We start from the raw sequence: 26,438 nt of genomic DNA, 5'->3' as shown, positions 1-26,438 counted from the left end.
GCACACCCATGGCACAGGGCACGGTCCAGGTGACGCACACCGGCACATCGCGGTGGCGGCGCCGCACGGGTGAGTACGCCTCCCTCGCCGCGGCCCTGGAGGCCGCCGGGGACGGCGACGTCCTCACCGTCGCGCCCGGGACCTACCGGGAGAACCTCGTCATCCGACGCGCCGTCACCCTGCGCGGCCCGGAGGGCGGTATCGGCTCGGTGCGGATCGCGCCGCTGGACGGCGTACCGCTGACCGTGCGGGCCTCGGCCACCGTCCAGGATCTGCACATCGAGGGCCAGGACGCCGCCGCGCCCGCGCTGCTCGTCGAGGACGGCACTCCGGAGCTGCTCGATCTGCGGATCGTGACCCGCTCCGCCGCCGGGCTCGAGGTCCGGGGAGCGGCCCGGCCGACCGTCCGCCGCTGCACGGTCGACAATCCGGCCGGCGTCGGCATCGCCGTACTCGACGGCGCGGGCGGGGTGTTCGAGGAGTGCGAGATCGTCTCGGCGGGTCAGTCCGGGATCTCCGTGCGCGGCGGCGCGCATCCGCGCCTGGAACGGTGCCGGGTGCACCACGCCTCGGGCGCCGGGATCGCCGTCAACGGCGAGGGGAGCGGCCTGGAGGGAATCGGCTGCGAGGTGTACGAGATCAAGGGCACGGGGCTGCAGATCGCCGCCCGTGCGACCGCCCATCTGACCGACTCCTCCGTGCACCGCACCTCGGCCGACGGCATCACGCTGGACACGGACGCGGTGCTCACCCTCTCCGACTGCGACATCCACGACATCCCCGAGAACGCGGTGGATCTGCGCTCGCGTTCGGTGCTGACGCTGACCCGCTCCACGGTGCGGCGCTTCGGGCGCAACGGGCTCTCGGTGTGGGATCCGGGCACGCGCGTGGACGCCAACCAGTGCGAGATCCACGACAGTACGGGCGACTATCCGGCCGTGTGGGTCAGTGACGGGGCGACGGCGGTCCTCGACGCGTGCCGGGTGCACGACGTGCCGGACGCGCTGTTCGTGCTCGACCGGGGTTCGCGCGCCGACGTCGTCGACAGCGATCTGTCGCAGGTGCGGAACACGGCGGTGTCGGTGAGCGACGGGGCGACCGCTCAGCTGGACGACTGCCGGATCCGGGAGGCGTCCACGGGCGCCTGGTTCCGCGATCACGGCAGCGGCGGCACCCTGAGCGGCTGCACCATCGACGCCGTGCAGACCGGGGTGATCGTCACCAAGGGCGCCGATCCGACGATCGAGCGATGCACCGTCACCTCGCCCGCCGAGGCCGGTTTCTACGTCTCCGCCGAGGGGCGTGGGACCTTCCACGGCTGCCGGGTCACCGGGAGCGGCGGTTACGGCTTCCATGTGATGGACGGCTGCCGGACGACGCTGCGCAAGTGCCGTACGGAGCGGTGCGCGCGCGGCGGTTACGAGTTCGCCGACGGCGGCGGCGCCCAGGGCGAGGGCCTCGGAGGCGGCGGTCCGGTGGCGGAGGAGTGCACGAGCGACGAGAGCGGGGTGCGTTCGGCTCCGGCCGACACCGGGTCCGTACTGACGGCGACGCAGTCGGCCGGTCTCCTCGGTACGGTTCCGGCACCGCGCTCCCCCGCCGTGCCAGCCGCCCCGCCGGCCGCGGCGGATCTCGGGCCGGCGCCCGTGGCGCGTTCCTCGCACGACGTGCTGGGCGAACTGGACGCGCTGGTCGGTCTGGAGAGCGTCAAGCACGAGGTGCGCACGCTCACCAACATGATCGAGGTGGGCCGCAGGCGGCAGGAGGCGGGACTGAAGGCGGCCTCGGTCCGCCGCCATCTGGTCTTCACCGGCAACCCCGGCACGGGCAAGACCACCGTGGCCCGGCTCTACGGCGAGATCCTCGCCTCGCTCGGGGTGCTGGAGCGCGGCCATCTCGTGGAGGTCTCCCGCGTCGACCTGGTCGGCGAGCACATCGGGTCGACCGCGATCCGGACCCAGGAGGCGTTCGACCGGGCGCGCGGCGGGGTGCTCTTCGTCGACGAGGCGTACGCCCTGTCGCCGGAGGACTCGGGCCGGGACTTCGGGCGGGAGGCGATCGACACCCTGGTGAAGCTGATGGAGGACCACCGGGACGCCGTCGTGGTGATCGTCGCCGGGTACACGGCGGAGATGGAGCGCTTCCTGACGGTCAACCCCGGTGTGGCCTCGCGGTTCTCACGGACCATCACCTTCAGCGACTACGTGCCGGACGAGCTGGTGCGGATCGTGGAGCAGCAGGCGGACGAGCACGAGTACCGGCTGGCTCCGGGCACGGACGAGGCGTTGCGGAAGTACTTCACCGAGCTGCCCAAGGGCCCGGCGTTCGGCAACGGCCGGACCGCGCGGCAGACGTTCGAGTCGATGGTGGAGCGGCACGCGGGCCGGGTCGCCGTGCTCACCGAGGTGAGCACGGACGACCTGACTCTGCTCTATCCGGAGGACCTGCCGGAACTGCCCTGACGCGGGACGTCGTCGATGTGGGGGGCACGCTGGCGGGGCATGGCGGGCAGCAATCGGTCCAGGAGCCCGGCCCGTTCGACCGCGAAGGCCGGGTCGGCCTGGTAGTCGGAGTGGCCGAGGACCGGTTCCGGCAACGGGTGCGCGTCGGTACGGCCGTAGACGACCGGGTCGGGCAGGACGTCGCGGTCGACGGCCGGTTTCACGCCCTCGGCGGGCACCCGGACGGGGCCGCCTATCGGGTCGGTGTCCCGGTAGAGGTTGCGCCAGCAGTGGACGGTGCGGTGCAGGGCCCGCAGCGGTCCGGGGCCGAAGTAGGTGGGGAACCAGCGCCCGTAGAGCCGCTCCAGCGGGGAGCCGTAGGTCAGCAGGGCGACTCTGCTGCGCGTCGCGGGCGGCAGCTGCCAGACGGCGGCCGCGGCGAGCACGCTGCCCTGGGAGTGCCCGGATATCACGAGCCGGCCGCCGGTGTGCCGGGTCCAGGCGCTCATGCGCCAGGTGAGGTCGGGGACGGCGCGTTCGGCGTAGCAGGGCGGGGCGAAGGGGTGGGCGGCGCGCGGCCAGAAGGTGCCGACGTCCCAGAGGATGCCGATGGTGCGGCGGGCGGAGGCGTCCTTGTAGGCCCGGCGGCCGCAGGTGACGAACAGTATGAAGCCGAAGCCGATCATCCAGGAGCCGAGGGACTGCGCGGTGTCCGCGGCGGCGGCGACGGCGGGGTGGGCGCCTTCGAAGGCGCGGCCGGGGACGTTCCCGCTGGCCCACGCCCCGGCGACGGCCCCGGCGCCGAGCAGCAGCGTGGCGCCGGAGACGATGCCGACGAGGACGGGCGCGGAGTCGGTGAGCGAGGCGCGGGCGCGGGCCCCGGCGATCCGTGCGGTACGGACTGGGTCCGGGTCCTCGGTGCCGTACTGCGCCTCGACGACCGGCCCGAGGCGGCGGGCGGCGCGGGCGGTCCGTACCACGAGGAAGACGCCCGGCGCGAGCAGCATCAGGAGCAGGACGGGGATGACGGACGCCTGCCAGCTCAGCAGCACGGGCGGGCCGACGAGCGGGCCGTGGCCCATGCCCGGCGTTCCGGGGCCGTCCAGCCAGTCGGCGACTCGCTGGGCCACGCCGCCGGACATCACGCCGCCGAGCGCGCAGGCGAGCATGGCGACGGCGGGGCCGCCGAGTCCGTACAGGGCGGTGCGGGGATCGCGGTGCGGGCGGTGCAGGAGGAGGGCGACGACGCCCAGGGCCACGACGAGGCCGCCTTGGGCGAGCGTCAGGACGCCGAAGGTGGCGTCGCCGGGGAGCGTGCCGCTGGAGCGCCAGCCGGGGCGGGACCAGCCGGCGTGGAGGACGGCGAGGACGAGCAGCACGAGGGAGGCGCCGGGCAGCCAGGACACCAGGGTCCGTTCGAGCCGCAGGTCGAGGCGCCGCTCGCTGCGGCCCCGGCGGCAGACGACCCAGAGGACGACGGCCGCGAGGACGACGAAGGACGACTGCAGCGCCCAGCCGCAGACCTCCCGCAGGGAGTCGGCGGCGGAGCGGTCGTGGCGGGCGGCGGCTCCGGTGAGGGCGGCGGCGACGGTCAGGAAGCCGGCGGCGGTGTGGGCGGCGCGCAGCCGCGCGACGAGCCGGCGGCCGTACCAGAATCCGGGGCGCCCGAGGGCGGGCCGCAGCGCGGCCGGGGGCAGTGGCTCGTGGGCGCCGGAGGCGTGGGGAACGTCGGGGGCGTCGTCGGCCTCGTCCGACGCCGGTCCACAGGCTTCCGGGGCGGCCGGTGCGGGGGCGAGGGGAGCGTCCGGAGCGGCGGGAGTGTCGTCGTAGCCCATGGGCGGGCGCTGGGCCTCGTACGCGCTCCACGTGCGGTTCGACAGGTACCAGAGGAGCCCCACCAGGGCGGCCGGGACGACGGCGGCGAGCGCGAGCCGGCGGCCCGGCTGGGACCACCAGCCGCCCCGCTCGGCCGAGAGGAAGCCCAGCCAGGAGCGGTCCTCGGCGCAGGCCACCGTCCCCGCGCACTGCCAGGCCGTCAGATCGAGCGCGACCTCGCAGGCGGCGGCGGTCAGGAGCACGGTCAGGGTGAGGGCGACCAGCCGGACCAGCACGCCGTAGAGCCGGACGAGACGCGGCCGGTCCTGGGTCGGCGGCCGCATCCAGTGGGCGAGGTTGACGACCATGAACGGCAGGAGCAGCAGCCAGAGGGCGCGGGTGCCGTTGCCGGAGGTGAGGTTGGACCAGCAGTACGCCTCCGGGACCGGGCGTTCGGCGTAACGCTCGGGGTGCTCCTCCGCGTCGAGGTCGTCGGCGCGGCGGTGCATGGCGGCGGTCGTGTCGCCGGTGATCCGTACCGTGCGCGGGTCGTCGAGCATGGCCTGCGGGGTCGCTCCTCCGACACCGTGGACGAGGAGCTCGAGCGCCGCGCCCCCGCTCGCCGGGGCAGGTGTGGCAGGGGACACTTCGGTGTCTCGCTCTCTGGGTGGGAGGATTCGACGGCATACAACAGGATCGCGGAAGGGTGTGCGCGTGCGCACGGCCTCTCACGGAATCCGACACCAATCCCCTAGTCCCCTTCGGAAGGACCGGCCCCGGTGGTGAGCGACCATCAGAATCTCCTCGCGGAGCAGCGGCGCGCCCTCATTCTGGACGAGGTGCGGCGGCGCGGCGGTGTACGGGTCAACGAGCTGACGCGGCGGCTCAATGTCTCCGACATGACGGTCCGCCGGGACCTGGACGCGCTGGCCCGCCAGGGTGTCGTGGAGAAGGTGCACGGCGGGGCGGTGCCGGTGGTCGAGACGAGTTCGCACGAACCGGGGTTCGAGGCGAAGTCGGCGCTCGAACTCAGCGCCAAGGACGAGATCGCCCGGACGGCGGCGCGGATGGTCGCGCCCGGCGCGGCGATCGCGCTGTCGGGTGGGACGACGACGTTCGCCCTGGCGGGGCATCTGCTGGACGTGCCGGATCTGACGGTGGTCACCAACTCGGTGCGGGTCGCCGATGTCTTCCACACGGCGCAGCGGGGCCAGAGCGCCTCGGGCGAGGCCAAGCCCGGCGCGGCGACCGTCGTGCTCACGGGCGGGGTGCGGACGCCGTCGGACGCGCTGGTGGGGCCGGTGGCCGATCAGGCGATCCGCTCCCTCCACTTCGACGTGCTGTTCCTCGGGGTGCACGGGGTCTCGGTGGAGGCCGGTCTGTCGACCCCGAATCTGGCGGAGGCGGAGACGAACCGGCATCTGATGCGCTCGGCCCGCCGGGTGGTGGTGGTCGCCGACCACACCAAGTGGGGGACGGTCGGGCTGAGTTCGTTCGCCCGGCTCGACGAGGTGGACACGCTGGTGACGGATCGCGGGCTCTCACCGCGGACGCGGGAGGAGATGGCGGAGCACCTGCCGGGCCTGGTGGTGGCGGGCGAGGACGAGGAGTGACGGGGCGGTGCGGCCCTTCCGGATCGAGCGCTCCACGGCCCTGCCGGCCGGGGAGGCGTGGCGACGGGTCACCGACTGGCCCGCGCACGGCGCGCGGGTGCCGCTGACCCGGACGCGGGTGCTCACCGAAGGGCCCACGCGGGTGGGGACCAGGTTCGCGGCCCGTACCGGCGTCGGGCCGCTGGCCTTCGACGACCTGATGGAGGTCGTACGGTGGGAGCCGCCGGCTCCGGGGCGTGCGGGCGTCTGCCGGCTGGAGAAGCGCGGGCGGGTCGTCCTCGGCCGGGCGGGTATCGAGGTGTACGGGACGCCGGAGGGCGCGCGGGTGGTGTGGACCGAGGAGCTCGGCGTACGCGGGGTTCCCCGGGTCTTCGATCCCGTACTTGTGCTCGCGGGGCGGCTGATGTTCGGCCGGGCCCTGGACGGCCTCCTGGGCTTCGGCTCGCGGCGGTGAACTCCGCCGGGCGGGCGGACATCTGACGGTCCGACAGCTAGGGTGGGTTCGCCCTCGTACCCGTGTACGAGACGATTGGCCCACCGCCGTGCACCGCCGTTCGCCCCCGGAGGTACGGACCATGGCACGTCGACCCACGCTCCGCCCCGCGCGCCGTCCCACGCTCCGTCCCGCGCGCCGACTCGAGCTCGTGGAGCTCGGGTTCGTCTCAACGGCGCCCGTACGCCTGGTCTTCACGGCCGAGCTGGCGGCGCCGCCCTCGGCCGTCCACCGCTCGCTGGCGGAGGAGGTGGGCAGCTGGCCCTCCTGGTTCCGTGCCGTCGTCTCGGCGACGCCGACCGGTGGGGGCACCGGGCGGACCGTCCGCTTGCGGGGCGGCGTCTTCTTCCAGGAGACGATCATGTCCCGGGAGTCGGACACGCGGTACGCCTACCGCGTCGACGAGACCAACGCGCCGGCCGTGCGGGCCATGCTGGAGGAGTGGGTCCTCTCCCCCGTCGGCTCCGGCACACGGGTCCGCTGGACGATGGCGGCAGACGGCCCGTCCGCGTTCCGCACGGCGATGCGCCTGGCGCGCCCGGGTGTCGGCCTCTCCTTCCGCGACGCGATGCGGCGGCTGGACCGGCGGCTCATTCCGGCCAGACACCCGTCTCCAGGAACTGGTCGATAGCGGCGGCGTACGGCGCGATGTCCAGGCCCTGTCCGGCGAGCCAGGCGTCGGAGTAGTACTTGTCGAGGTAGCGGTCGCCCGGGTCGCAGATCAGCGTCACGACGCTGCCGGTGCGGCCGTGCTGGACCATCTCGGCGACGATCTTCAGCGCGCTCCACAGTCCGGTGCCGGTGGAACCGCCCGCCTTGCGGCCGATCGCGGTCTCCAGGGCGCGGACGGCGGCGACGCTGGCCGCGTCCGGGACCTTCATCATCCGGTCGATCGCGCCGGGGACGAAGCTGGGCTCCATGCGGGGGCGGCCGATGCCTTCGATGCGGGAGCCGCAGTCGGCGGTCGCCTGCGGGTCGTTGTGGGTCCAGCCGTCGAAGAAACAGGAGTTCTCGGGGTCCGCGACGCAGATGCGGGTGTCGTGCTGCATGTAGTGCACGTACCGGGCGATGGTGGCGGAGGTACCGCCGGTGCCGGCCGTGGCGACGATCCAGGCGGGCTCGGGATAGCGCTCCAGCCTCAGCTGCTGGTACATCGATTCGGCGATGTTGTTGTTGCCCCGCCAGTCGGTGGCCCGCTCGGCGTAGGTGAACTGGTCCATGTAGTGGCCGCCGGTCCGCTCGGCGAGGGCGGCGGACTCCTCGTAGATCCTGCGCGAGTCGTCGACGAAGTGGCAGCGGCCGCCGTGGAACTCGATCAGCCGGCACTTCTCCGAGCTGGTGGTGCGGGGCATCACCGCGATGAAGGGCACCCCGATCAGCTTGGCGAAGTACGCCTCGGAGACGGCCGTCGAGCCGCTGGAGGCCTCGATGACGGGCTTGCCGGGCCGGATCCAGCCGTTGCACAGGCCGTAGAGGAAGAGGGAGCGGGCGAGGCGGTGCTTGAGGCTGCCGGTGGGATGGGTCGACTCGTCCTTGAGGTAGAGGTCGATGCCCCACTTCTCGGGCAGCGGGAAGCGCAGGAGGTGGGTGTCGGCGGAGCGGTTGGCGTCGGCGTGGACCTTGCGGACGGCTTCCTTCAGCCAGGCGCGGTAGGCGGGGTCGCTGCGGTCGACGTCGACGGTGGGGAGTGGCGCGGTTCTGGTGGCGGCCGTGCTGCCGGCGCCGCCGTCCGCGCCGCTGCGTGCGCCGGTGTCCGCGCCGGCGCGTGCGCTGTCCGCGCTGTTCTCGGTGATGTTCTCCGTGGTGCCCATGCGTGCCTCTCCTCGGTCCCACAACGGTCCCCACTGGTGACGATAACTCCCTCACCTGCGCAAACGTTCGCTTTGGGGGTCCATAGGAGTACCTTGCAGACGCGCTGGGAGAGGGCCTCTGGCGTACCTGCGGCGTGCGCGGGCACACTGGTCGGAGCAATCGGTGTGAAGGGGGCGGAGTGATATGGCGGAGCCGGAGTTCACGGCGACGGGGGTACGGATCGAGCGCTGGCCCCGCTCGCTGACGCGGGCGGGCGAGGTCCGGATCGAGGACGGCAGGCTGTCGCTGCTGACCAGTTACGGCAGCGAGATCGACAGCGCCCCGGTGACCTCGGTGCGGGCGGGGCGGCCCTGGTTCGCGAAGGCGGACGAGACGGTGGCGACGGTGAACGGGACGCGCTACCGCCTGACCATGGAGGGGCGGCGCGACCGCGCGTCGGGCCCCGGGCGGTTCCTCGACGCGCTGAAGAGGGCGACGAAGGACCGCTGAGCGGTGCGACGACGCGCGACCTGACCTGCGGGGGATCGCGGCGAGTTGCGGGCCGGTCACCACTGGTTCACGCTGGAACCACCTCACCGAGGGTTTACCGGCGGTGACGCTGTGATCCAGCCCGCCGCCGTGCGCAGCACACGTTCAGATCCGATCCCTCGTCTTCTTCCGGACCTACTTCGGGGAGTCGCAGCCGTGATCAGCGAGCCAAGCAGGCACTGCACGGTGGAGCTCCAGGCCCTGCCGTCGCGGATCGGTCAGGTCCGCAGAATCGTATCGGCGCATCTGCGCTACTGGCATCTCGACGCCTTGATCGACCATGCGGCGCTCGGTGTCACCGAGCTCCTGACCAATGTTCACCGGCACGCCCAGCCGGACAAGAGGTGCACCGTGGAGATGGAGCTGCTGCTCGACCGCCTCACGGTCTCGGTCACCGACCATGACCCGCGCATACCGGACTTCAGCGGCAGGCCGAGGTGCGAGAGCCTCGGCGAGGTGGACGAGTTCGCCACGTCGGGGCGCGGTCTGGCCATCATCGAGGCGGTCAGCGAGAGCTGGGGCATCCGCCCGCACGGCGAGACCGGGAAGGTCGTCTGGTTCACCCTTCCGGCTCCGGCACCCGCCGTGGCGGCCCCGTCCCGTTCGCACGCCGTGTACGGCGCGACCACCGACGGCCCCTTCGCCGGTCACAGCCCCTTCCACGGCACCCACGGCACGAGCCTGGAAGGCATCCCGTTCGGCACGCCCACGGCGCCTGCCCGGGCCCCCGCCGTCGCCCGGTCGGCCCTCGCGGGCTGACGTCCGGGGCGCCCCGCGCCCCCGCGGGACCCACGGGTCCGGCGCGCGAGCCGTCAGCCGACCGGGACGAGGGTCAGGTACGCGATGCCGAGCGCGTTCCGGTAGCCGTTCAGCCAGGTGGAGCGCTGGCGGTCGACGCGTTCGCGGGTCTCGGCCGCCAGCGGGTGGTCGGGGTGGGCGGCCAGCCACACCTCGGTGTCGTGGCGGTAGCCGGACTCGAACTCCTCCCACTCCTCGGCGCTCGCCGTCTCGATCCACGCGGGACGGAAGCCCGCCTCGATCGCCAGGTCCACCAGCGGCCCGAGCGGCAGGTGGTCGCCCGCGTGCGCGCCGGGCCACATCGCGGCGAACTCCTCCGCCGTGGGCGTCCGCTGCCAGAAACCCTCACCGAGGACGACCCGGCCGCCGGGCTTGACCAGGCGCCGCAGTTCACGCAGCGCGGCGGCCGGGTCGTGCGGCTGTCCGGGGTCGCACAGCGCCTGGCTGGAGCCGAGACAGAGGATCGCGTCGACCGGGCCGCGGGTGGTGCCGAGCGCCGACTCCTCCACGAACTCGACGCGCTCGGCGAGCCCGCGCTCCTTGGCGAGGAGCCGGCCTCTGGCCAGGTCCTCGGCGTTGATGTCGATACCGACGCCGGTCGAACCGGGTGCCGCCGCCAGGACGCGCAGCAGCAACTCGCCCCAGCCGCAGCCGATGTCGAGCACGGTGGCGGGCGAGTGCGCGGCGAGCCGCTCGATCAGGCGGGTGGCACGGGCCTCGGAGAGCGGCCCGTGGAAGGTGAGGCTGCCGAGGCGCGGGGGGAGGTTTTCGTCGGTGTCGGTCACGATCCGGACGCTAGTTCGTCCGGAGCCGGCCGGCCAGGGAATTCCCGGACGGGCCCCGCCGGGCCGGGGGGGGTGACCGGGCTCCTGGTCAGGCCTCCGGTCTCCCCAGCGCGGCCAGGGGATCGTCCAGCACCGGCTGCCAGGCCAACTCGGCGGCGCCGACGAGGCTGTTGTGGTCGAGGGTGCAGGCGAGGATCGGGACTCCGCCGCTGCGGCCCCACAGGCTGCGGTCGGCGACGACCGCGCGCAGCCGTTCGGGGTCGGCGTGGAGCAGCTCGCGGTGCAGGCCGCCGAGGATGATCCGGTCCGGGTTGAGGATGTTCACAAGACCCGCGAGGCCGAGGCCCAGCCGGTCGATGAGCTCCTCGGTGGCGGCCCGTACGCCCGGGTCGCCGGGGCTGTCGCGGAGCAGGTCGCGCGCCTGCTGGAGCAGCGAGACCTCGGGCCCCGGTTCGCGTCCGGCGACGGTGAGGAAGGCGAGCGGGTCGGTCTCCACGTCGAGGCAGCCGCGACTGCCGCAGTGGCAGGGGCGGCCCTCGGGGTTGACCGTGAGGTGCCCGACCTCGAGCGCGAGACCGGAACTGCCGGTGTGGAGGCGGCCGTCGAGGACGAGGGCGCCGCCGACGCCGCGGTGGCCGGTGGCGACGCACAGGAGGTCCCGCGCGCCGCGCCCGGCGCCGTGCCGGTGCTCGGCGAGCGCGGCGAGGTTGACGTCGTTACCGGTGAAGGCGGGGCCCTCGATGCCCGCGGCACGGACGCGTTCGGCGAAGATCTCCCGTACCGGCGCACCCGCGGGCCAGGCCAGGTGCAGCGGGTTGAGGGCGGTCCCCTCGGGCTCGGCGACGGCCGACGGCGCGGCGAGCCCGGCTCCGACGCAGCGGCGCCCGCTCTCGCGGAGCAGGTCGGCGCCCGCCTCGACGACGGCGCCGAGGACCTGCGCGGGGTCGGCGGAGACGGTGACGCAGCCGGGCGCGGTCGCCACGATGGTGCCGCCGAGGCCGACGAGCGCGGCACGGAAGCCGTCGGCGTGGACCTGTGCGGCGAGGGCGACGGGGCCCTTGTCGTCGACGGCGAGACGGTGCGAGGGGCGGCCCTGGGACCCGGCGGCGGCGCCCGGGTTGGAGTCGACCCGGATGAGGCCGAGGGCCTCCAGTTCGGCGGCGACGGCGCCCGCGGTGGCGCGGGTGACGCCGAGTTCGGCGGTGAGCACGGCGCGGGTCGGCGCGCGGCCCGTGTGCACCAGTTCCAGCGCGGGCCCCAGTGCGCCGCGCCCCCTGTCCAGCCGTGTTCTGGTCGTCGTCGCCTTGCCGTTCATGAGGGCGAGTCTCCCATGATCGGAGGGGGAAGCGGTTTGCCGGGCGGGCGGGGCGGGTAGCGGCGCGGCGGAACGGGGGGGGAGCCACCGCGGGCGTCACGGGAGGCGTCATGGCACGCTCCGACACGGCAGCGGCAGAGCACGTACGGGAGCTCCTGGCGGAGCAGGGGCGTGAGACCTATGCCGAGCAGGCCGGTATCCGGCTCAAGGACACTCCGCAGCCGCTGTACCAGCTGCTCGTCCTCGCCCATCTGCTGAGCGCGCGGATCCGCGCGGAGACGGCCGTCGCCGCGGCCGCCGCGCTGTTCGACGCGGGGATGCGCAACCCGCGGGCCATGCGGGAGGCGAGCTGGCAGCAGCGCGTGGACGCGCTCGGCAAGGGTGGTTACCGGCGTTACGACGAGCGGACGGCGACGCAGCTGGGCGAGGAGGCCGAGCTGCTGCTCGAGAAGTACGGCGGGGACCTGCGGCGCATGCGGAAGGCGGCGGACGGGGACGTGGAGGCGCTCCGGTCGGCGCTTCGGGAGATGCCCGGCGTCGGTCCGGCGGGCGCGGACATCTTCCTGCGCGAGGTGCAGGGGGTCTGGCCGGAGGTGGCCCCGTACCTGGACGCCCGCGCCCTCAAGGGCGCGCGCCGCGCCCACCTCCCCTCGGACGCCGACACCCTGGCCGACCTGGTCCCCCGCAAGGAACTGCCCCACCTGGCGGCGGCCCTGGTGCGGGCGTCGCTGGCGCGCTCGGCGCGGTCCGGTTGAAAAGCACCCCCGCCCACCCCTATCCTGGGTTTGTGCCGCTACTAAACAAAGTACGGACGGCCGTTCCGGGGGGCCCTGGCGGAGACACCGCTGCCTCCCTGTCCCGCCTCCGCTTCGCCCTCACTCTCTTCTTCGCTCTCGACGGCTTCCTCTTCGCCGGCTGGGTGGTCCGGATCCCCGCCATCAAGCAGCAGACCGGAGCCTCGGCCGGTGATCTCGGCCTCGCGCTCCTCGGCGTGTCCGCCGGCGCCGTGGTGACCATGACCCTGACCGGCCGCCTCTGCCGACGCTTCGGCAGCCACGCCGTCACGGTCGTCACCGCCGTCCTGCTCTCCCTCTCCATCGCCCTGCCCGCCCTCACCCACTCCCCCCTCGCCCTCGGCCTCGTCCTGCTCCTCTTCGGCGCCGCGTACGGCGGCATCAACGTCGCCATGAACAGCGCCGCGGTCGACCTCGTCGCCGCGCTGCGGCGGCCCGTGATGCCGAGCTTCCACGCCGCGTTCAGCCTCGGCGGCATGCTCGGCGCGGGCCTCGGCGGACTCGTCGCCGGCGGCGTCTCCCCCGCGACCCACCTCCTCGGCCTGACCGTCGCGGGGCTCCTCCTGACCGCCGCCGCCGGTCCCGTACTGCTCCGGCAGCCCTCCCCCGCCCCGCCGGAGCAGATCTCCGCGACCTCTGCCGACCGGCCGCGACGCGCGGCGGGCTCGCGCGGTCTCGTCGTCGTCTTCGGGGTGATCGCGCTCTGCACCGCGTACGGCGAAGGCGCCCTGGCCGACTGGGGCGCGCTCCACCTGGAGCAGGACCTGCACGCGCACCCGGGCGTCGCCGCCGCCGGCTACTCGCTCTTCGCGCTGACGATGACCGTCGGCCGCCTCTCCGGCACCGCGCTGCTCGAACGGCTCGGCCAGACCCGCACCCTGGTCGCGGGCGGGACGACGGCCGCCGCCGGCATGCTGCTCGGCGCCCTCGCCCCGAGCATCTGGCTCGCTCTGCTGGGCTTCGCGGTGACCGGCCTCGGGCTCGCCAACATCTTCCCGGTCGCCGTGGCCCGCGCCGGAGCGCTCGCCGGCCCCAGCGGGGTCGCCGCCGCCTCCACCCTCGGCTACGGCGGCATGCTGCTCGGCCCGCCCTCGATCGGCTTCCTCGCCGACTGGTTCTCGCTGCCCCTGGCCCTGACCACGGTCGCCGTCCTCGCGGCCGGCGCCGCCGTGATCGGCTACGCGGCCCGGAACGCCCGGGTGCCGGCGCCGGCGCCGGTCGAGTAGCGGGGTGCGGCGGGCGGCCGCCTCCGCCTTCCCCTCCCCCGCCGCGCCCGCCTCTGACAGAATCCGGCGGATGGGGATCATGGAGATCGATGAGCACATCGGGGCGCTGGACGCGGCGGGCCGGGCCCTGGCGGACGTCGCGGCCGAAGCGGGGCCGGACGCCCCGGTCACGACCTGCCCCGGCTGGCGGGTGCGGGATCTCCTGCGCCACACGACGACGGTGCACCGCTGGGCGACGGCCTTCGTCGCCGAGGGCCACCTCTCCTACGTCCCGGACGGCGGCGAGCCGGACCTCGACGGCGACGAGCTGCTCGACCACTACCGCGAGGGCCATGCCGGGCTCGTCGCCGCCCTGCGCGCGGCGCCCGGGTCGCTGGAGTGCTGGACGTTCCTGCCCGCCCCGTCCGCCCTCGCCTTCTGGGCGCGCCGCCAGGCACACGAGACGACCGTGCACCGGGCGGACGCCGAATCGGCCCTGCCGGCCGGCGTCCTGGGCCCGGTCGATCCCAGGCTGGCCGCGGACGGGATCGACGAACTTCTGCGCGGCTTCCACGGCCGCGACCGCAGCCGGGTGCGGACGGCGGAGCCGCGGACCCTGCGCGTACGGACGACGGACACGGGTGACGTGTGGACCGTACGGCTGTCACCGGAGGTGCCGCACACCGCTCCGGAGGACGCCGACACCATGGGTCCCGTCGACTGCGAGCTGAGCGGACCCGCCGACCGTCTCTACCTGGCGCTCTGGAACCGGCTGCCCGAGGGCGCCGTCTCCGTGGCGGGCGACGCCTCGCTCGCCCGCCTCTGGCGGACCACGTCCAGCATCACCTGAGAGCGCACCCCGCACCTCACCCGCCGTCAGGGGCGGGGCAGGAGGCCGATGTCGCGGCGTAGGCGGTCGGCGGCGGTGAAGTAGGCCTCCCGGTCCTCGACGGCCCGGTTGAACTGGCCGAAGACCTCGAAGGAAACGAGCCCGGACCCGCCCGGAACCCGGTCGGCCCCGAACCCGGACCGGCCCGGAGCCCGGCCCCGAATCCGGGCGCCGAGTCGGCTCAGTCCGCCGCCCGCTCTCCACCGCGCCCGGACCCGGCATCCGACCCCGGGCCGGCACCCGTCCCGGCACCGGCCTCCGAACCCGTCTCCGTGCCGGCGGGGGATTCCTCGTCGTCCTCCGGACGGTGGTCCTTCACACCCCGGGTGCCCGAACCGCCCGTCGACTCCATCCGGCGGTCCAGGAGGTCCAGCGCCCGGCGCGCCACGCCGTTAGACCGGACGAGTCCGGCGAGCGAGCTCGAGCCGCGGGTGATGTCCGTGAACGCGTTCCAGGCCGGACGCAGACCGGTGATCGTCGCGTGCAGCAGCCCCGGCCGGCGCTCGAACAGCGCGAGCATCCGCCGCCCGACCGCCATCTCCACGCCGAGCCCGGCCTTGATGGCGAAGGCGTAGTTCAGCGCCTGGCGGCGCGCGTCGACGGCGTCGTTCGCCTCGGCGATCCGTACCGCCCACTCCCCCGCGAGCCGTCCCGAACGCAGCGCGAAGGAGATGCCCTCGCGGGTCCACGGCTCCAGCAGACCGGCGGCGTCACCGCAGACGAGCACCCGGCCCCGTGACAGGGGCGAGTCGTCGCTCCGGCAGCGGGTCAGATGCCCGGACGAGATCGCCGGCTCGAAGCCCGCGAGGCCGAGCCGGGCGATGAAGTCCTCCAGATACCGCTTGGTGGCCGCGCCCTCACCGCGCGCCGAGATCACGCCGACCGTGAGCGTGTCGCCCTTCGGGAAGACCCAGCCGTAACTGCCCGGCAGCGGCCCCCAGTCGATGAGGACGCGCCCCTTCCAGTCCTCGGCCACCGGCGGCGGAACCGGGATCTCCGCCTCCAGACCGAGGTCCACCTGGTCGAGCTTGACCCCGACGTGCGCTCCTATCCGGCCCGCGCTGCCGTCGGCGCCGACGACCGCCCGCGCCAGCACCGTCTCGCCGTCCGCGAGGACGACGGCGACCGTCCGCCGGTCCGGCACCGCGGGTCCGTGCTGCTCCACCCGGGAGACCGTCACGCCCGTCCGCAGCTCGGCTCCCGCCTTCTGCGCCTGCTCGACGAGGCCGGCGTCGAACTCGGGCCGGTTGACGAGCCCGAAGAGCATCCGGCGCGAGCGGCGGGTGCGGGCGAAGCGGCCGTTCATGGAGAAGGTGACGGCGTGCACCCGGTCCTGGAGCGGCAGTTCGAAGCCGGGCGGCAGCGCGTCCCGCGAGGGCCCGATGATGCCGCCGCCACAGGTCTTGTAGCGGGGCAGCTCGGCCTTCTCCAGGAGCAGCACCCGGCGGCCGGCGACCGCCGCCGCGTACGCCGCCGACGCGCCCGCCGGTCCGGCGCCGACCACGACCACGTCCCAGACGGTCACGGCGTCCTGCGACAGTCCCGCGCGTACCTCTTCGGCGTCTGCGTTCTCGCTGCTCACGATGTGCTTCTGCTCCTGATCCGACCGATGGTCCAAGCTCTTGCGGCATCCTACGGCGCGGCCCCCGTGGACCGGAGCCGTAGGATCGACCATGCGTTCGCCGTACCACCGATACGGCGAGTCGCCCTGACAACGTCACAACGTCGCAGCCACCAGGAGCGTGCCCATGACCGCCCATCCGACCGCCGGGACCATCGCCGAGACCGTCGCCGCGCTGATGCCGCGCGCCAAGGCGGAGCTCGCGGAACTGGTGGCCTTCGAATCGGTGGCGGACGAGGCGGTGGCGCCGCGCAGCGAGTGCGAGGCGGCCGCCAACTGGGTGGCGGACGCGCTGCGCGCGGAGGACTTCCAGGATGTGGCGCTGCTCGACACCCCGGACGGTTCGCAGTCCGTCTACGGCGTGCTGCCCGGCCCGGTCGGCGCCCCGACGGTCCTGCTCTACGCCCACTACGACGTGCAGCCGAAGCTGGACGAGTCGGCCTGGATCACTCCGCCGTTCGAACTGACCGAGCGGAACGGCCGCTGGTACGGGCGTGGCGCGGCCGACTGCAAGGGCGGCTTCATCATGCACCTGCTGGCGCTGCGCGCCCTGAAGGCGAACGGCGGGGTGCCGGTCACGGTCAAGGTGATCGTGGAGGGCTCGGAGGAGCAGGGCACGGGCGGCCTCGAGCGGTACGCCGAGGCGCACCCCGAGCTGCTGACCGCCGACGCGATCGTGATCGGCGACACCGGGAACTTCCGGGTCGGCCTGCCGACGGTGACGGCGACCCTGCGCGGGATGACAATGATCCGCGTCCGGATCGACACCCTCGAAGGCAACCTCCACTCCGGCCAGTTCGGTGGCGCGGCGCCGGACGCGCTGGCCGCGCTGATCCGCGTACTGGACACCCTGCGGGCCGAGGACGGCTCGACGGTCATCGACGGGCTGCCGGCGGACGCGGTGTGGGAGGGCCTGCAGTACCCGGAGGAGGACTTCCGCAGGGACGCCAAGGTCCTGGACGGCGTGGGTCTCGCGGGCAGCGGTACGGTCGCGGACCGCATCTGGGCCCGTCCCGCCGTCACGGTCATCGGCATCGACTGCCACCCGGTGGCCGGCGCGACCCCGTCGATCCCGTCGACGGCCCGCGCGCAGATCAGCCTGCGGGTGCCGCCGGGCCAGGACGCCGCCGAGGCGACCCAGCTGCTCTACGCGCACATCCAGAAGCGGGTGCCGTGGAACGCCCGGGTGAGCTTCGAGCAGGTCGGCCAGGGCCAGGCGTTCAGCGCCGACGTGACGAGCCCGGCGTACACCTCGATGGCCGAGGCGATGCGGCTCGCGTACCCGGGTGAGGAGATGCAGGCCTCGGGCATGGGCGGGTCGATCCCGCTGTGCAGCACGCTCGCCGCGCTCTACCCGAAGGCGGAGATCCTGCTGATCGGCCTGAGCGACCCGGAGGCGCAGATCCACGCCGTGAACGAGTCGGTGTCGCCGGAGGAGCTGGAGCGGCTCTCGGTGGCGGAGGCGCACTTCCTGCTGAACTACGCCCGCTCGAAGCAGGGTTAGAGGGGCAGCCCTTACGCGCTGGGCGAAGCTCGCCGAGAGCGTAGAACGATGCGGCGGGCGGACGTGACGACGTACGTTCGCCGCATGGAACTCATCCCGATCACTCCGCGGCTGCACATGCTCGACTTCTCCATCGGCCAGGCGTATCTCTGGCAGGACGAAGGGGAGTTGACCCTGATCGACGCCGGCTGGGTGGGTGCGGCGTCGGAGATCGAGACGGCGCTACGGGGAGAGGGCCTGGACCCCGCCCGGTTGCGCCGGATCGTGCTCACCCACTGCCACCGCGACCACGTGGGCTCCGCCCAGGAGCTGGCGGACCGTCATGGCGCGCGGATCCTCGCCCACCGCCTCGACGCCCCGGTGATCAGGGGCGAAGCGCCGGTCCCCGAGCCGGTGTTGCTCGACTGGGAGATCCCGCTGTACGAGCACGGTCTCACCGTCCCCGAGGCGCCGCCGACGCGGGTCGACCGGGAGCTGGAGGACGGTGACGTGCTGGAGTTCGGGGACGGGGCCGTGGTGGTGCACACCCCCGGGCACACGGAGGGCTCGATCGCCGTGCATCTCCCGAGCCACGGCGTGCTGTTCACGGGGGACACGGTCGCCTCCGTGCAGGGGGTGACCCTCGGCGTCTTCCATGTGGACCGTGAGCGCGCGACGGCCTCGATGCGGCGGATGGCCGGGCTGAAGCCCTCGGTGATCTGCTGCGGTCACGGCGCGCCGGTGACGGAGGACGCCGCGGAGCGGCTCGCCGCGGCGTCGTAGGGCGACCGGCACCGGGCTCAGCCGACGGGGACGCCGGCCTCCAGGTTCAGGACGGTGCCGCGTTCGCGGGCGCGCAGGGCCCAGTGGAGGCGGCGGTAGCGGACGGGCGGGAGCAGGTCGGCGGCCTCCGTCTCGGTGACGAAGCGCCAGCCGCGCAGTTCGGCTCCGGGCAGGAGGAGCCGTTCCGCCTCGGCGGCGGGCAGCCGGCCGCCGTCGAAGAGGAGCCGCAGACCGCCGTAGCCGGGGGGCTGGGGCCGTTCCCAGTCGACGAGCAACAGGCTGGGTACGGCGTCGAGTTCGAGCCCGATCTCCTCGGCGACCTCGCGCATGCCGGCGCGGGCGGGCGGCTCGCCGGGTTCGACGACGCCGCCGGGGAACTCCCAGCCGGGCTTGTAGGTGGGGTCGACGAGAAGGAAGCGGTCGTGCTCGTCGAAGAGCAGGACTCCGGCCGCCAGGGTCTCACCGGTGGGTTCGGGCGTCTGGACGATGCCGCAGGGGGCGGCCGTGCCGGAGGTGACGGCCTCGGCGACGGCGCGGGCGGTCTCGGCGGTGGTGAGCGCGGAGCTGTCGACGATGTAGGCGTCGGCGCCCAGCCAGTCGTGGACGGCCGTGCGGTAGGGCTCGATGTGGTCCAGGGACCACTGGCGGACGCGGGTGAGTTCGGCCGACTGCGAGTGGTCGGGTGTCCGGCCGTGTATCCGGGCGCGCAGGATCGTTTCGTCCGGGGCGAGCAGGACATGGCGCACCTGGATGCGACGGGCGGCGAGGCCGCCGAAGATCTCGTCGCGGTACTCCTGGCGGAGCAGGGTCATCGGGACGACGAGGATCCCGCCGACCTCGGCGAGCAGAGCGGCGGCGGTGTCCACGACCATGCGGCGCCAGATCGGCAGGTCCTGGAAGTCGTTGACCTCGGCGAGCCGCTTCTGCGGCAGCAGCCAGCTCATCGCGCCGCCGATGAGCTCGGGGTCGTACAGGGTGCTGTTCGGGATCAGATCGACCAGCTCGCGCGCGGTGCTGGACTTTCCCGCGCCGAACGCACCGTTGATCCAGACGATCACGATTCCCCCTCTTCGGTAGCCCCCAGTGGCTTGCCCGCAACACCCTGCCACGGAAACCACCGGGGAGAACCGGGGGAACCGGAGGCGTCCGAACGGGCGTCGGTCAGGAGGAACGGGGTATGTGAGACGCCTCACGGCACGAACGCCCGTGCGGGGCGATGCGTAACACTTCGGGTCCGAGTGTCGTTGGACCCGCGAGGCAAGGGGGTGCGGACATGAGCCGTACGGTATTGGAGAAGTTTCCCGCGGGAGGGCCGCGGGGCAGCTGGCCCGCCGAGGAGCGCGCGAGTGCGCTCCGGGACGAGGGGCTTCCGGCGGAGGTGGTGATGGACCTGGAGACGGACACGTTCCTGGTGATCGTCTCCCAGCGGACCCCGGAGACGGCGAACGCCTGACCCGCCCTGACCCGCCCCCGCGCGGCGAGCCTCCCGTGTCAGCCCGTCCGCTGCGGTGTGGCCGTCCGGGAGGGGTGGGGGAAGGCGGCCGCCGCCGCGCCGAGGAGGCCGGCGTCGGTGGCGGTGAGGGCGGGCACGACCTGGAGATGGCGGACGAAGGAGAGGGTCGCGTAGGTGGCCAGGCTGCGGCGAAGCGGGGTGAAGAGGACGTCACCGGCGCCCGCCACTCCCCCGCCGACGACCGCGATGTCGATCTCGACCAGGGTCGCGGTGGCCGCGATGCCGGCCGCCAACGCCTGCGCGGCGCGCTCGAAGGAGGCGACGGCGATCGGGTCCCCGGCTCGCGCCGAGGCGGCCACCGCGGCGGCCGAGACGTCCCCGTCGGGACCGGGAAGCCAGCCGTTCTCCAGGGCCCGGCGGGCGATGTGGGGCCCGCTCGCGATCCGTTCGACACAGCCACGCCCACCGCACGCGCACGGATCGCCGTCCAGGTCCACGCTGATGTGCCCGATGTGGCCCGCGTTCCCCGTGGGACCGGGATGGATCTGACCGCCGAGGACCAGACCGCCGCCCACGCCGGTCGAGACGACCAGGCACAGCGCGTTGTCGTGGCCACGGGCGGCACCCTGCCAGTGCTCGGCCGCCGTCATCGCGACTCCGTCGCCGACCAGCGTCACCGGCCGGCCGCCCACCACCCGGCCCACCCGCTCGACCAGCGGAAAGCCGCGCCACCCCGGCACGTTGACGGGACTGACCGTCCCCCGGGAGGCGTCCACGGGGCCCGCGCTGCCGATGCCCACCGCCCCCGCCGCGGCCCACAGCGACGAGGTCGCCAGCTCGGCGAGCACCTCCTCGACCGCCCGCATCACCGTCTCGCCGTCCTCCCGCGCCGGGGTGGGCCGTTGGGCCCGGACGAGAAGGCGACCGTCGCCGTCCACCAGCGCACCGGCGATCTTGGTCCCGCCGATGTCCAGGGCGACGACGAGGCCGGCGACGAGGTCGGTATGCATGGGTGCGGTGTCTCCAGAAGGGCAGCCGAAGGCGACGATCGGTGTCAGCTCCAGTCTCCCTCCCTCTGACAACGTTGTCCAGGGCCTATGCTCGACAACATCACGAACACCACGACGGCACCGACGAGCCCGTCCCGAAGAGACAGAGGATCTGCGCACCGTGGCCGAGACCGCCCGCCGCCCCGAGCACCGTTACGGCAATCGGCCCACGATGAAGGACGTCGCCGCCCGGGCGGGCGTCGGCCTCAAGACGGTCTCCCGTGTCGTCAACGGCGAAGCCGGCGTCACCCCCGACACCGAGCGCCGGGTCCAGGAGGCCATCGAATCGCTCGGCTTCCGCCGTAACGACAGCGCCCGGGTTCTGCGCAAGGGGCGCACCGCCTCGGTCGGTCTCGTCCTGGAGGATCTCGCCGACCCGTTCTACGGTCCGCTCAGCCGCGCCGTCGAGGAGGTCGCCCGGGCACACGGCGCGCTGCTCATCAACGGTTCCAGCGCGGAGGACCCGGAGCGGGAGCAGGAGTTGGCGCTCGCGCTGTGCGCCCGCCGGGTCGACGGGCTCATCGTGATTCCGGCCGGCAACGACCACCGCTATCTGGAACCGGAGATGAAGGCCGGTGTCGCCACCGTCTTCGTGGACCGGCCGGCGGGCCGGATCGACGCCGACGCCGTGCTCTCGGACAGCTTCGGCGGCTCCCGCGCCGGGGTGGCCCATCTGATCGCCCACGGTCACCGCAGGATCGGTTTCATCGGCGACCAGCCCCGCATCCACACCGCGACCGAGCGGCTGCGCGGCTACCGGGCGGCGATGGAGGACGCGGGCCTCGCCGTGGAGGACCCCTGGGTCTCGCTGGGCCCCACCGACCCGGAGCGGGTACGGGAGGCGGTCACGGCGATGGTGTCGGGGCCGGAGCCGGTCACGGCGCTCTTCGCGGGCAACAACCGCGTGACGGTGACGGCGGTACGGGCGCTGGCCGGGCGCGAACACCCGGTGGCCCTGGTCGGGTTCGACGACATCGAGCTCGCGGACCTGCTCGGGATCACGGTCATCGCCCAGGACGCCGCCGCGCTGGGCCGCACGGCGGCGGAACGGCTCTTCCGCCGCCTGGACGGCGTCGAGGAGCCGCCGGCCCAGGTGGTCCTGAAGACGACCCTGATCCCGCGCGGTTCGGGGGAGGTCCCGCCCCCGCCGTCCGCATAGGAAGCCGGCTCAGCAGACGGGCAGGCCGGGCACCGGCTGGTCGTTGTCGCCGCCCTTGATGTAGACGACGCTGAAGTACACGTTCGTGTTGCCGCTGTCGTCGTCGGTCCTGGCCCACCAGACGTTCGTCCACTCGCCGGACGTCTCCCGCCGGCCGAGGTTCGCCTGGCAGTAGAAGTAGTTCGTGCCGGCGTTGAGGACGCCCATCTCGCCGCCCCCGTGGCTGTACGTCTTCTCCGTGCGCCACACCTGGCAGTCGTACTTCCCGTCGCCGCGGGAGTGACAGACGGGCGCGGGCTGCGGGGCCGGGGCGCCGCCGCCCGTGGTGGCCGAGCCTCCCGTCGTACCGCTACCCCCGCTCGCGGAGCCGCCACCGGTCGTGGAGCCGCCGCCCGAAGCGGTGCCGCCGGAGGTGGTTCCGCCCGTGGTGGTGCCGCCGGCGTCCGTGCCGCCGCCGGAGCCGGGCAGGGGCGCCTTCGACGCCCCGGTCGGAGACGGCGCGGCTGACTTCGTCGCGCCCGCCTTGGAGGGAGTGGCTGACGCGGTCGCCGGGTGCGCGGTGCCCGGGTCGAGGACCCGGCCGGGGCTCGCCTCGGGGCTGTCCGGCGCCTGGTCCCCGGCCAGCTGCTCCTGCTTCGTACCGTCGTCCTGTCCGACCAGGGCGTACGTCACTCCGCCGCCCGCCAGCAGCACGGCGGCGACCGCCCCGGCGACCAGCGCCATGGACCGCTTCGGCCCGGTCGCCGGCGGTGCGACGGTCGGCTGGGCGCCCGGAGACGTCGCCGCAGCGCCGCCGGGCGCGTATCCGGCGGACGGGAAACCACCGGCCGGTACGGAGGCGGGCCCGAAGCCGCCGGCCTTGTGCGGCGTCGCGGGGCCGAAGCCCGCGGGGTGGTGCGGGACCGCGTTGGGCTCCGTCGGCACCGGTGGGGGCGCCGGGACGCCGGACGGCGTGGCCTGGGCGACCGGGGCGGACGGGGCGGCGTTCTCGCTCTGGGCCACGGCGGTGAGGAGCCGGGCCGCCGCGCGGGCGTCGGGGCGCTGTGCCGGGTCCTTGTGCATCAGGAGCTGGAGTACGGGCCCGAGGGGCCCGGCGCGGCGCGGCTCGGGCAGCGGTTCCACGACGATGGCGTTGAGCGTGGACCAGGTCGACGTGCGGCGGAACGGAGAGGAGCCCTCCACGGCCGCGTACAGCGTCGCGCCGAGCGCCCAGACGTCGGACGCGGGTCCGGGCTGCTGCCCCTGGGCGCGCTCCGGTGCCAGGTAGTCCAGTGATCCGACGATCTCGCCGCTGCGGGTGAGGTGGGTGGTGGAGCCGTCGCCCGGGTCGTCCATGGCGGCGATGCCGAAGTCGGTGAGGACGACCCGTCCTCCCTTGTCGAGGAGGACGTTGCCGGGCTTCACGTCCCGGTGGAGCACGCCGACGTCGTGGGCGGCGGCGAGCGCCTCCAGGACGGCGGCTCCGACGCGCGCGGCCTCCCGCGGGTCCAGGACGCCGCGGTCTCTGAGGACGTCGTCGAGCGAGGGCCCGTCGACGAGTTCCATGACGATGACGGGGCGGCCCTGGTGGTCGGTCACGTCGTGGACGGCGATGACCCCGGGGTGCCGTACCCGGGCCGCCGCCCGGGCCTCGCGCTGCATCCGCAGGCGCAGATCGGCCAGTTCCGGACCGGACGAGTCGTTGTACGTCCGCAGTTCCTTGACGGCCACCTCGCGGCCGAGGACCTCGTCGACGGCCCGCCAGACGACACCCATGCCGCCGCGGCCCAGTTGGCGCACGACTCGATAACGGCCGGCCAGCCGTTCGTTCTCCCCCGAAGACACCGATGCCCCGTTCTCTGTCGGCTGCGTTGAACGCGTACAGAGTACGGGGCACGGTCGCGCGCTCGGCGCGGGTGGTTCCGCTTGGTGGTTTCCGCTTGTTACTGGGCCGTGGCGGTGAGGTCGCCGCGGCGCGGGGCCGCGAAGCGGTCGAGGTCGGCGCGGGTCAGGCCGGTGAGGGCGTCGACCTCGGCGGTGTCGAGGGCTCCGCAGTCGATGCCGCGCAGCAGGTAGGAGCTGAGGGCCTTGGCGGTGGCCGGCTCGTCCATGACGTCGCCGCCCGCGTGGTTGGCGTAGGCGGAGAGGCGCTTGGCGGCGGTCTCGAAGCCCTCGCGGTAGAAGGCGAAGACGGCGGCGTAGCGGGTGGGGATGTGGGCCGGGTGCATGTCCCAGCCCTGGTAGTAGGCGCGGGCGAGGGCGCGTCGGGTGAGGCCGTAGTGCAGTCGCCAGGCCTCGTGGACGTGCTCGGTGGAGCCGACCGGCAGGACGTTGGTGGAGCCGTCGGAGACCCGTACGCCGGTTCCCGCGGCGGCGACCTGCATGATCGCCTTGGCGTGGTCGGCGGCCGGGTGGTCGCTGGCCTGGTAGGCGGCGGAGACGCCGAGGCAGGCGCTGTAGTCGAAGGTGCCGTAGTGCAGTCCGGTGGCGCGGCCCTCGGCGGCGTCGATCATGCGGGCGACGGCGGCGGTGCCGTCGGCGGCGAGGATGGCCTGGCTGGTCTCGATCTGGATCTCGAAGCCCAGGCGGCCGTCGTCGAGGCCGTGGGCCTTCTCGAAGGCCTCCAGGAGGCGGACGAAGGCGGAGACCTGCTCGGGGTAGGTGACCTTGGGGAGGGTGAGGACGAGGCCGTCGGGCAGGCCGCCGTTCTCCATGAGGCCGGTCAGGAAGACGTCGGTGGTGCGGATGCCGCGGTCGCGTACGGCGGCCTCCATGCACTTCATCCGGATGCCCATGTACGGGGCGGCCGTGCCGTTCTTGTACGCCTCCGAGATCAGGCGGGCGGCGCGGGCGGCGTCGGCGTCTTCGTCCTGGCCGGCGTAACCGTCCTCGAAGTCGACCCGGAGGTCCTCGATGGGCTCGCGCTCCAGCTTGGCGCGGACGCGGCGGTAGACGTCCTCGGCCAGGTCGTCGGAGAGGCCGAGGACGGCGGCGAAGGCGTTCGCGTCGGAGGCGTGCTCATCGAGGGCGGCGAGGGCCTGGTCGCCCCAGGAGCGGATGGTTCCGGCCTCGAAGACGTTGCCGGGGACGTAGACGGTGTGGACGGGCTGGCGGGTGCCCGGGTCTCCCGGGTAGCGCCGGTCGAGCTCGGCGTCCACCGCTGCGAGGGAGGCGCTGATGCCCTCGCTGACCGCTCCGGCGAGGCTCGTCGACACCTTCTCCTGCTGACCCATCCCACATCCTCCTGTTTTCCGCTTCACGGAATCAACAATCCGTATGGCGAAGTTAGTAGTCCGCCGGGACCTGCGTCAATGGTTGTCCGAAACGGCGCGGGGCCGCACGGTGAGAGATCACCGTGCGGCCCCGGCCGCGAGAGAACCGCAGGTCAGGCCTTGCGGGCCTTGACTTCTTCGGTCAGCTGCGGGACGACGTCGAAGAGGTCGCCGACCACGCCGTAGTCGACGAGGTCGAAGATCGGGGCCTCGGCGTCCTTGTTGATGGCGACGATGGTCTTCGAGGTCTGCATACCCGCGCGGTGCTGGATCGCACCGGAGATGCCGGAGGCGATGTACAGCTGCGGCGAGACCGACTTGCCGGTCTGGCCGACCTGGTTGGAGTGCGGGTACCAGCCGGCGTCGACGGCGGCGCGCGAGGCGCCGACGGCCGCGCCGAGGGAGTCGGCGAGCGCCTCGATGATGGCGAAGTTCTCGGCGCCGTTGACGCCTCGGCCGCCGGAGACGACGATCGCGGCCTCGGTCAGCTCCGGGCGGCCGGTCGACTCGCGCGGGGTGCGCGCGGTGATCTTGGTGCCGGTGGCCTGGGCGGAGAAGGTCACGGCGAGGGGCTCGACGGTGCCGGCAGCCGGGGCGGCCTCGACGGGGGCCGAGTTCGGCTTGACCGTGATGACCGGAGTGCCCTTGGAGACACGGGACTTGGTGGTGAAGGAGGCGGCGAACGCGGACTGCGTCGCGACCGGGCCCTCGTCTCCGGCCTCGAGGTCGACGGCGTCGGTGATGATGCCGGAGCCGATGCGGACCGCGAGGCGGGCCGCGATCTCCTTGCCCTCGGCGGAGGACGGGACGAGCACGGCGGCCAGGGAGCCGGCGGCGGACACAGACTCGTACGCGGCCTGCAGCGCGTCCACCTTCGGTACGACGAGGTAGTCGGCGAACTCGGGGGCGTCGGCGGTCAGGACACGGGTGGCACCGTGCTCGGCGAGGGCCGGGGCGGTGGCCTCGGCGCCGTTGCCCAGCGCGACGGCGACGGGCTCGCCGAGGCGGCGGGCCAGCGTCAGCAGCTCCAGGGTGGGCTTGCGGACGGCTCCGTCGACGTGGTCGACGTAGACGAGAATCTCAGCCATGGGACTTCAATCTCCTGCGAACGAAAGAGGGGCGGACTTCAGCGGCTCGCGCGAGCCCTAGAT

Annotated in this window: 23 protein-coding genes and 1 pseudogene; 13 read left to right on the top strand and 11 right to left on the bottom strand. The window is 73.7% G+C overall.

Going from position 1 to position 26,438, the window contains the following annotated elements; translation table 11 throughout:
- The first annotated feature begins 8 nt into the window (after nucleotides 1-8).
- Nucleotides 9-2,462 carry a right-handed parallel beta-helix repeat-containing protein gene (locus ACF06X_RS12200; RefSeq protein WP_392287156.1) on the top strand — a complete coding sequence of 818 codons (2,454 nt, stop codon included), beginning with the start codon at nucleotides 9-11 and terminating at the stop codon, nucleotides 2,460-2,462.
- On the opposite strand, the gene ACF06X_RS12195 is transcribed toward ACF06X_RS12200, so the two are convergent.
- A complete protein-coding gene (locus ACF06X_RS12195; protein ID WP_392287155.1) occupies nucleotides 2,432-4,903 on the bottom strand; it encodes a hypothetical protein in 2,472 nt (823 codons plus the stop codon). The two genes, ACF06X_RS12200 and ACF06X_RS12195, sit on opposite strands and share 31 nt — an antisense overlap.
- 135 nt (nucleotides 4,904-5,038) lie before the next feature.
- On the opposite strand from ACF06X_RS12195, the gene ACF06X_RS12190 reads away from it, so the two are divergent.
- From ACF06X_RS12190 to ACF06X_RS12180, 3 genes are all read left to right on the top strand, one after another.
- The gene (locus tag ACF06X_RS12190; protein WP_392287154.1) at nucleotides 5,039-5,869 is read left to right on the top strand and encodes a DeoR/GlpR family DNA-binding transcription regulator; all 831 of its coding nucleotides are present in this window, start codon (nucleotides 5,039-5,041) and stop codon (nucleotides 5,867-5,869) included.
- A gap of 7 nt (nucleotides 5,870-5,876) precedes the next feature.
- On the top strand, nucleotides 5,877-6,323 hold the full coding sequence (locus tag ACF06X_RS12185) for an SRPBCC family protein (protein ID WP_392287153.1): 447 nt from the start codon (nucleotides 5,877-5,879) through the stop codon (nucleotides 6,321-6,323).
- Nucleotides 6,324-6,444: 121 nt separating this feature from the next.
- A complete protein-coding gene (locus ACF06X_RS12180; RefSeq protein WP_392287152.1) occupies nucleotides 6,445-6,993 on the top strand; it encodes an SRPBCC family protein in 549 nt (182 codons plus the stop codon).
- Here ACF06X_RS12180 and ACF06X_RS12175 read toward each other — a convergent pair.
- Nucleotides 6,953-8,173, bottom strand: a complete 1,221-nt coding sequence (locus ACF06X_RS12175; RefSeq protein ID WP_392287151.1) for a PLP-dependent cysteine synthase family protein — start codon at nucleotides 8,171-8,173, stop codon at nucleotides 6,953-6,955. The two genes, ACF06X_RS12180 and ACF06X_RS12175, sit on opposite strands and share 41 nt — an antisense overlap.
- A gap of 184 nt (nucleotides 8,174-8,357) precedes the next feature.
- Here ACF06X_RS12175 and ACF06X_RS12170 point away from each other — a divergent pair, with 184 nt between their 5' ends.
- Together ACF06X_RS12170 and ACF06X_RS12165 are read left to right on the top strand one after the other, a co-directional pair.
- A complete protein-coding gene (locus ACF06X_RS12170; protein WP_392287150.1) occupies nucleotides 8,358-8,663 on the top strand; it encodes a hypothetical protein in 306 nt (101 codons plus the stop codon).
- A 195-nt stretch (nucleotides 8,664-8,858) separates the two neighbouring features.
- Nucleotides 8,859-9,461: an ATP-binding protein gene (locus tag ACF06X_RS12165; RefSeq protein WP_392287149.1), complete on the top strand. Its 603-nt coding sequence runs from the start codon at nucleotides 8,859-8,861 to the stop codon at nucleotides 9,459-9,461.
- Between the two features lie 53 nt (nucleotides 9,462-9,514).
- Here ACF06X_RS12165 and ACF06X_RS12160 read toward each other — a convergent pair whose 3' ends face one another.
- Both ACF06X_RS12160 and ACF06X_RS12155 read right to left on the bottom strand, forming a co-directional pair.
- Nucleotides 9,515-10,285, bottom strand: a complete 771-nt coding sequence (locus tag ACF06X_RS12160; protein ID WP_392287148.1) for an SAM-dependent methyltransferase — start codon at nucleotides 10,283-10,285, stop codon at nucleotides 9,515-9,517.
- An 88-nt stretch (nucleotides 10,286-10,373) separates the two neighbouring features.
- A complete protein-coding gene (locus ACF06X_RS12155; protein ID WP_392287147.1) occupies nucleotides 10,374-11,600 on the bottom strand; it encodes an ROK family protein in 1,227 nt (408 codons plus the stop codon).
- Nucleotides 11,601-11,710: 110 nt separating this feature from the next.
- On the opposite strand from ACF06X_RS12155, the gene ACF06X_RS12150 reads away from it, so the two are divergent.
- The 3 genes from ACF06X_RS12150 (at nucleotide 11,711) to ACF06X_RS12140 (ending at nucleotide 14,449) form a co-directional block, all read left to right on the top strand.
- Nucleotides 11,711-12,355 (top strand): endonuclease, encoded by a 645-nt coding sequence (locus ACF06X_RS12150; protein ID WP_392287146.1) that lies wholly within the window; start codon nucleotides 11,711-11,713, stop codon nucleotides 12,353-12,355.
- A 32-nt stretch (nucleotides 12,356-12,387) separates the two neighbouring features.
- Nucleotides 12,388-13,620: an MFS transporter gene (locus ACF06X_RS12145; RefSeq protein WP_392287145.1), complete on the top strand. Its 1,233-nt coding sequence runs from the start codon at nucleotides 12,388-12,390 to the stop codon at nucleotides 13,618-13,620.
- 79 nt (nucleotides 13,621-13,699) lie between these two features.
- Nucleotides 13,700-14,449: a maleylpyruvate isomerase family mycothiol-dependent enzyme gene (locus ACF06X_RS12140; RefSeq protein ID WP_392287686.1), complete on the top strand. Its 750-nt coding sequence runs from the start codon at nucleotides 13,700-13,702 to the stop codon at nucleotides 14,447-14,449.
- 26 nt (nucleotides 14,450-14,475) lie between these two features.
- On the opposite strand, the pseudogene ACF06X_RS12135 reads toward ACF06X_RS12140, so the two are convergent.
- Nucleotides 14,476-14,592 (bottom strand): annotated as a pseudogene (locus tag ACF06X_RS12135) (TetR/AcrR family transcriptional regulator); the annotation flags it as partial.
- 77 nt (nucleotides 14,593-14,669) lie between these two features.
- Nucleotides 14,670-16,070 carry a geranylgeranyl reductase family protein gene (locus tag ACF06X_RS12130; RefSeq protein WP_392287144.1) on the bottom strand — a complete coding sequence of 467 codons (1,401 nt, stop codon included), beginning with the start codon at nucleotides 16,068-16,070 and terminating at the stop codon, nucleotides 14,670-14,672.
- A 166-nt stretch (nucleotides 16,071-16,236) separates the two neighbouring features.
- On the opposite strand from ACF06X_RS12130, the gene ACF06X_RS12125 reads away from it, so the two are divergent.
- Together ACF06X_RS12125 and ACF06X_RS12120 are read left to right on the top strand one after the other, a co-directional pair.
- Nucleotides 16,237-17,613 (top strand): dipeptidase, encoded by a 1,377-nt coding sequence (locus ACF06X_RS12125; RefSeq protein ID WP_392287143.1) that lies wholly within the window; start codon nucleotides 16,237-16,239, stop codon nucleotides 17,611-17,613.
- Between the two features lie 84 nt (nucleotides 17,614-17,697).
- Nucleotides 17,698-18,375 (top strand): MBL fold metallo-hydrolase, encoded by a 678-nt coding sequence (locus tag ACF06X_RS12120; protein WP_392287142.1) that lies wholly within the window; start codon nucleotides 17,698-17,700, stop codon nucleotides 18,373-18,375.
- 17 nt (nucleotides 18,376-18,392) lie between these two features.
- On the opposite strand, the gene ACF06X_RS12115 is transcribed toward ACF06X_RS12120, so the two are convergent.
- Entirely contained in the window at nucleotides 18,393-19,433 is a 1,041-nt protein-coding gene (locus ACF06X_RS12115) for an NUDIX domain-containing protein (protein WP_392287141.1), read from the bottom strand.
- Between the two features lie 215 nt (nucleotides 19,434-19,648).
- Here ACF06X_RS12115 and ACF06X_RS12110 point away from each other — a divergent pair, with 215 nt between their 5' ends.
- Complete coding sequence (locus ACF06X_RS12110; protein ID WP_392287140.1) at nucleotides 19,649-19,828, top strand: hypothetical protein; 180 nt, start codon at nucleotides 19,649-19,651, stop codon at nucleotides 19,826-19,828.
- 38 nt (nucleotides 19,829-19,866) lie between these two features.
- On the opposite strand, the gene ACF06X_RS12105 is transcribed toward ACF06X_RS12110, so the two are convergent.
- Nucleotides 19,867-20,838: an ROK family protein gene (locus ACF06X_RS12105; protein ID WP_392287139.1), complete on the bottom strand. Its 972-nt coding sequence runs from the start codon at nucleotides 20,836-20,838 to the stop codon at nucleotides 19,867-19,869.
- 211 nt (nucleotides 20,839-21,049) lie between these two features.
- Between ACF06X_RS12105 and ACF06X_RS12100 the strand changes: the two genes are divergently transcribed.
- The gene (locus ACF06X_RS12100) at nucleotides 21,050-22,036 is read left to right on the top strand and encodes a LacI family DNA-binding transcriptional regulator (protein ID WP_392287685.1); all 987 of its coding nucleotides are present in this window, start codon (nucleotides 21,050-21,052) and stop codon (nucleotides 22,034-22,036) included.
- A 9-nt stretch (nucleotides 22,037-22,045) separates the two neighbouring features.
- On the opposite strand, the gene ACF06X_RS12095 is transcribed toward ACF06X_RS12100, so the two are convergent.
- From ACF06X_RS12095 to ACF06X_RS12085, 3 genes are all read right to left on the bottom strand, one after another.
- On the bottom strand, nucleotides 22,046-23,860 hold the full coding sequence (locus ACF06X_RS12095; protein WP_392287138.1) for a protein kinase: 1,815 nt from the start codon (nucleotides 23,858-23,860) through the stop codon (nucleotides 22,046-22,048).
- Nucleotides 23,861-23,958: 98 nt separating this feature from the next.
- Complete coding sequence (locus ACF06X_RS12090) at nucleotides 23,959-25,248, bottom strand: DUF6986 family protein (RefSeq protein WP_392287137.1); 1,290 nt, start codon at nucleotides 25,246-25,248, stop codon at nucleotides 23,959-23,961.
- Between the two features lie 152 nt (nucleotides 25,249-25,400).
- Nucleotides 25,401-26,375 carry an electron transfer flavoprotein subunit alpha/FixB family protein gene (locus tag ACF06X_RS12085; RefSeq protein ID WP_392287136.1) on the bottom strand — a complete coding sequence of 325 codons (975 nt, stop codon included), beginning with the start codon at nucleotides 26,373-26,375 and terminating at the stop codon, nucleotides 25,401-25,403.
- Nucleotides 26,376-26,438: the final 63 nt, after the last annotated feature.

The sequence above is a fragment of the Streptomyces sp. NPDC015346 genome (assembly GCF_043078785.1).
Classification (GTDB): domain Bacteria; phylum Actinomycetota; class Actinomycetes; order Streptomycetales; family Streptomycetaceae; genus Streptomyces.
Note: the sequence above shows the minus strand (reverse complement) of the source record. Positions and strands in the feature narration are given on the sequence as shown.

What these genes read in the sequence shown, in the direction of transcription:
- ACF06X_RS12120 (WP_392287142.1), top strand. Translation starts at nt 17,698, where the DNA reads ATGGAACTCATCCCGATCACTCCGCGGCTGCACATGCTCGACTTCTCC.
- ACF06X_RS12175 (WP_392287151.1), bottom strand. Translation starts at nt 8,173, where the DNA reads ATGGGCACCACGGAGAACATCACCGAGAACAGCGCGGACAGCGCACGC.
- ACF06X_RS12180 (WP_392287152.1), top strand. Translation starts at nt 6,445, where the DNA reads ATGGCACGTCGACCCACGCTCCGCCCCGCGCGCCGTCCCACGCTCCGT.
- ACF06X_RS12090 (WP_392287137.1), bottom strand. Translation starts at nt 25,248, where the DNA reads ATGGGTCAGCAGGAGAAGGTGTCGACGAGCCTCGCCGGAGCGGTCAGC.
- ACF06X_RS12105 (WP_392287139.1), bottom strand. Translation starts at nt 20,838, where the DNA reads ATGCATACCGACCTCGTCGCCGGCCTCGTCGTCGCCCTGGACATCGGC.
- ACF06X_RS12085 (WP_392287136.1), bottom strand. Translation starts at nt 26,375, where the DNA reads ATGGCTGAGATTCTCGTCTACGTCGACCACGTCGACGGAGCCGTCCGC.
- ACF06X_RS12125 (WP_392287143.1), top strand. Translation starts at nt 16,237, where the DNA reads ATGACCGCCCATCCGACCGCCGGGACCATCGCCGAGACCGTCGCCGCG.
- ACF06X_RS12100 (WP_392287685.1), top strand. Translation starts at nt 21,050, where the DNA reads ATGAAGGACGTCGCCGCCCGGGCGGGCGTCGGCCTCAAGACGGTCTCC.
- ACF06X_RS12155 (WP_392287147.1), bottom strand. Translation starts at nt 11,600, where the DNA reads ATGAACGGCAAGGCGACGACGACCAGAACACGGCTGGACAGGGGGCGC.
- ACF06X_RS12150 (WP_392287146.1), top strand. Translation starts at nt 11,711, where the DNA reads ATGGCACGCTCCGACACGGCAGCGGCAGAGCACGTACGGGAGCTCCTG.
- ACF06X_RS12200 (WP_392287156.1), top strand. Translation starts at nt 9, where the DNA reads ATGGCACAGGGCACGGTCCAGGTGACGCACACCGGCACATCGCGGTGG.
- ACF06X_RS12110 (WP_392287140.1), top strand. Translation starts at nt 19,649, where the DNA reads ATGAGCCGTACGGTATTGGAGAAGTTTCCCGCGGGAGGGCCGCGGGGC.
- ACF06X_RS12170 (WP_392287150.1), top strand. Translation starts at nt 8,358, where the DNA reads ATGGCGGAGCCGGAGTTCACGGCGACGGGGGTACGGATCGAGCGCTGG.
- ACF06X_RS12140 (WP_392287686.1), top strand. Translation starts at nt 13,700, where the DNA reads ATGGAGATCGATGAGCACATCGGGGCGCTGGACGCGGCGGGCCGGGCC.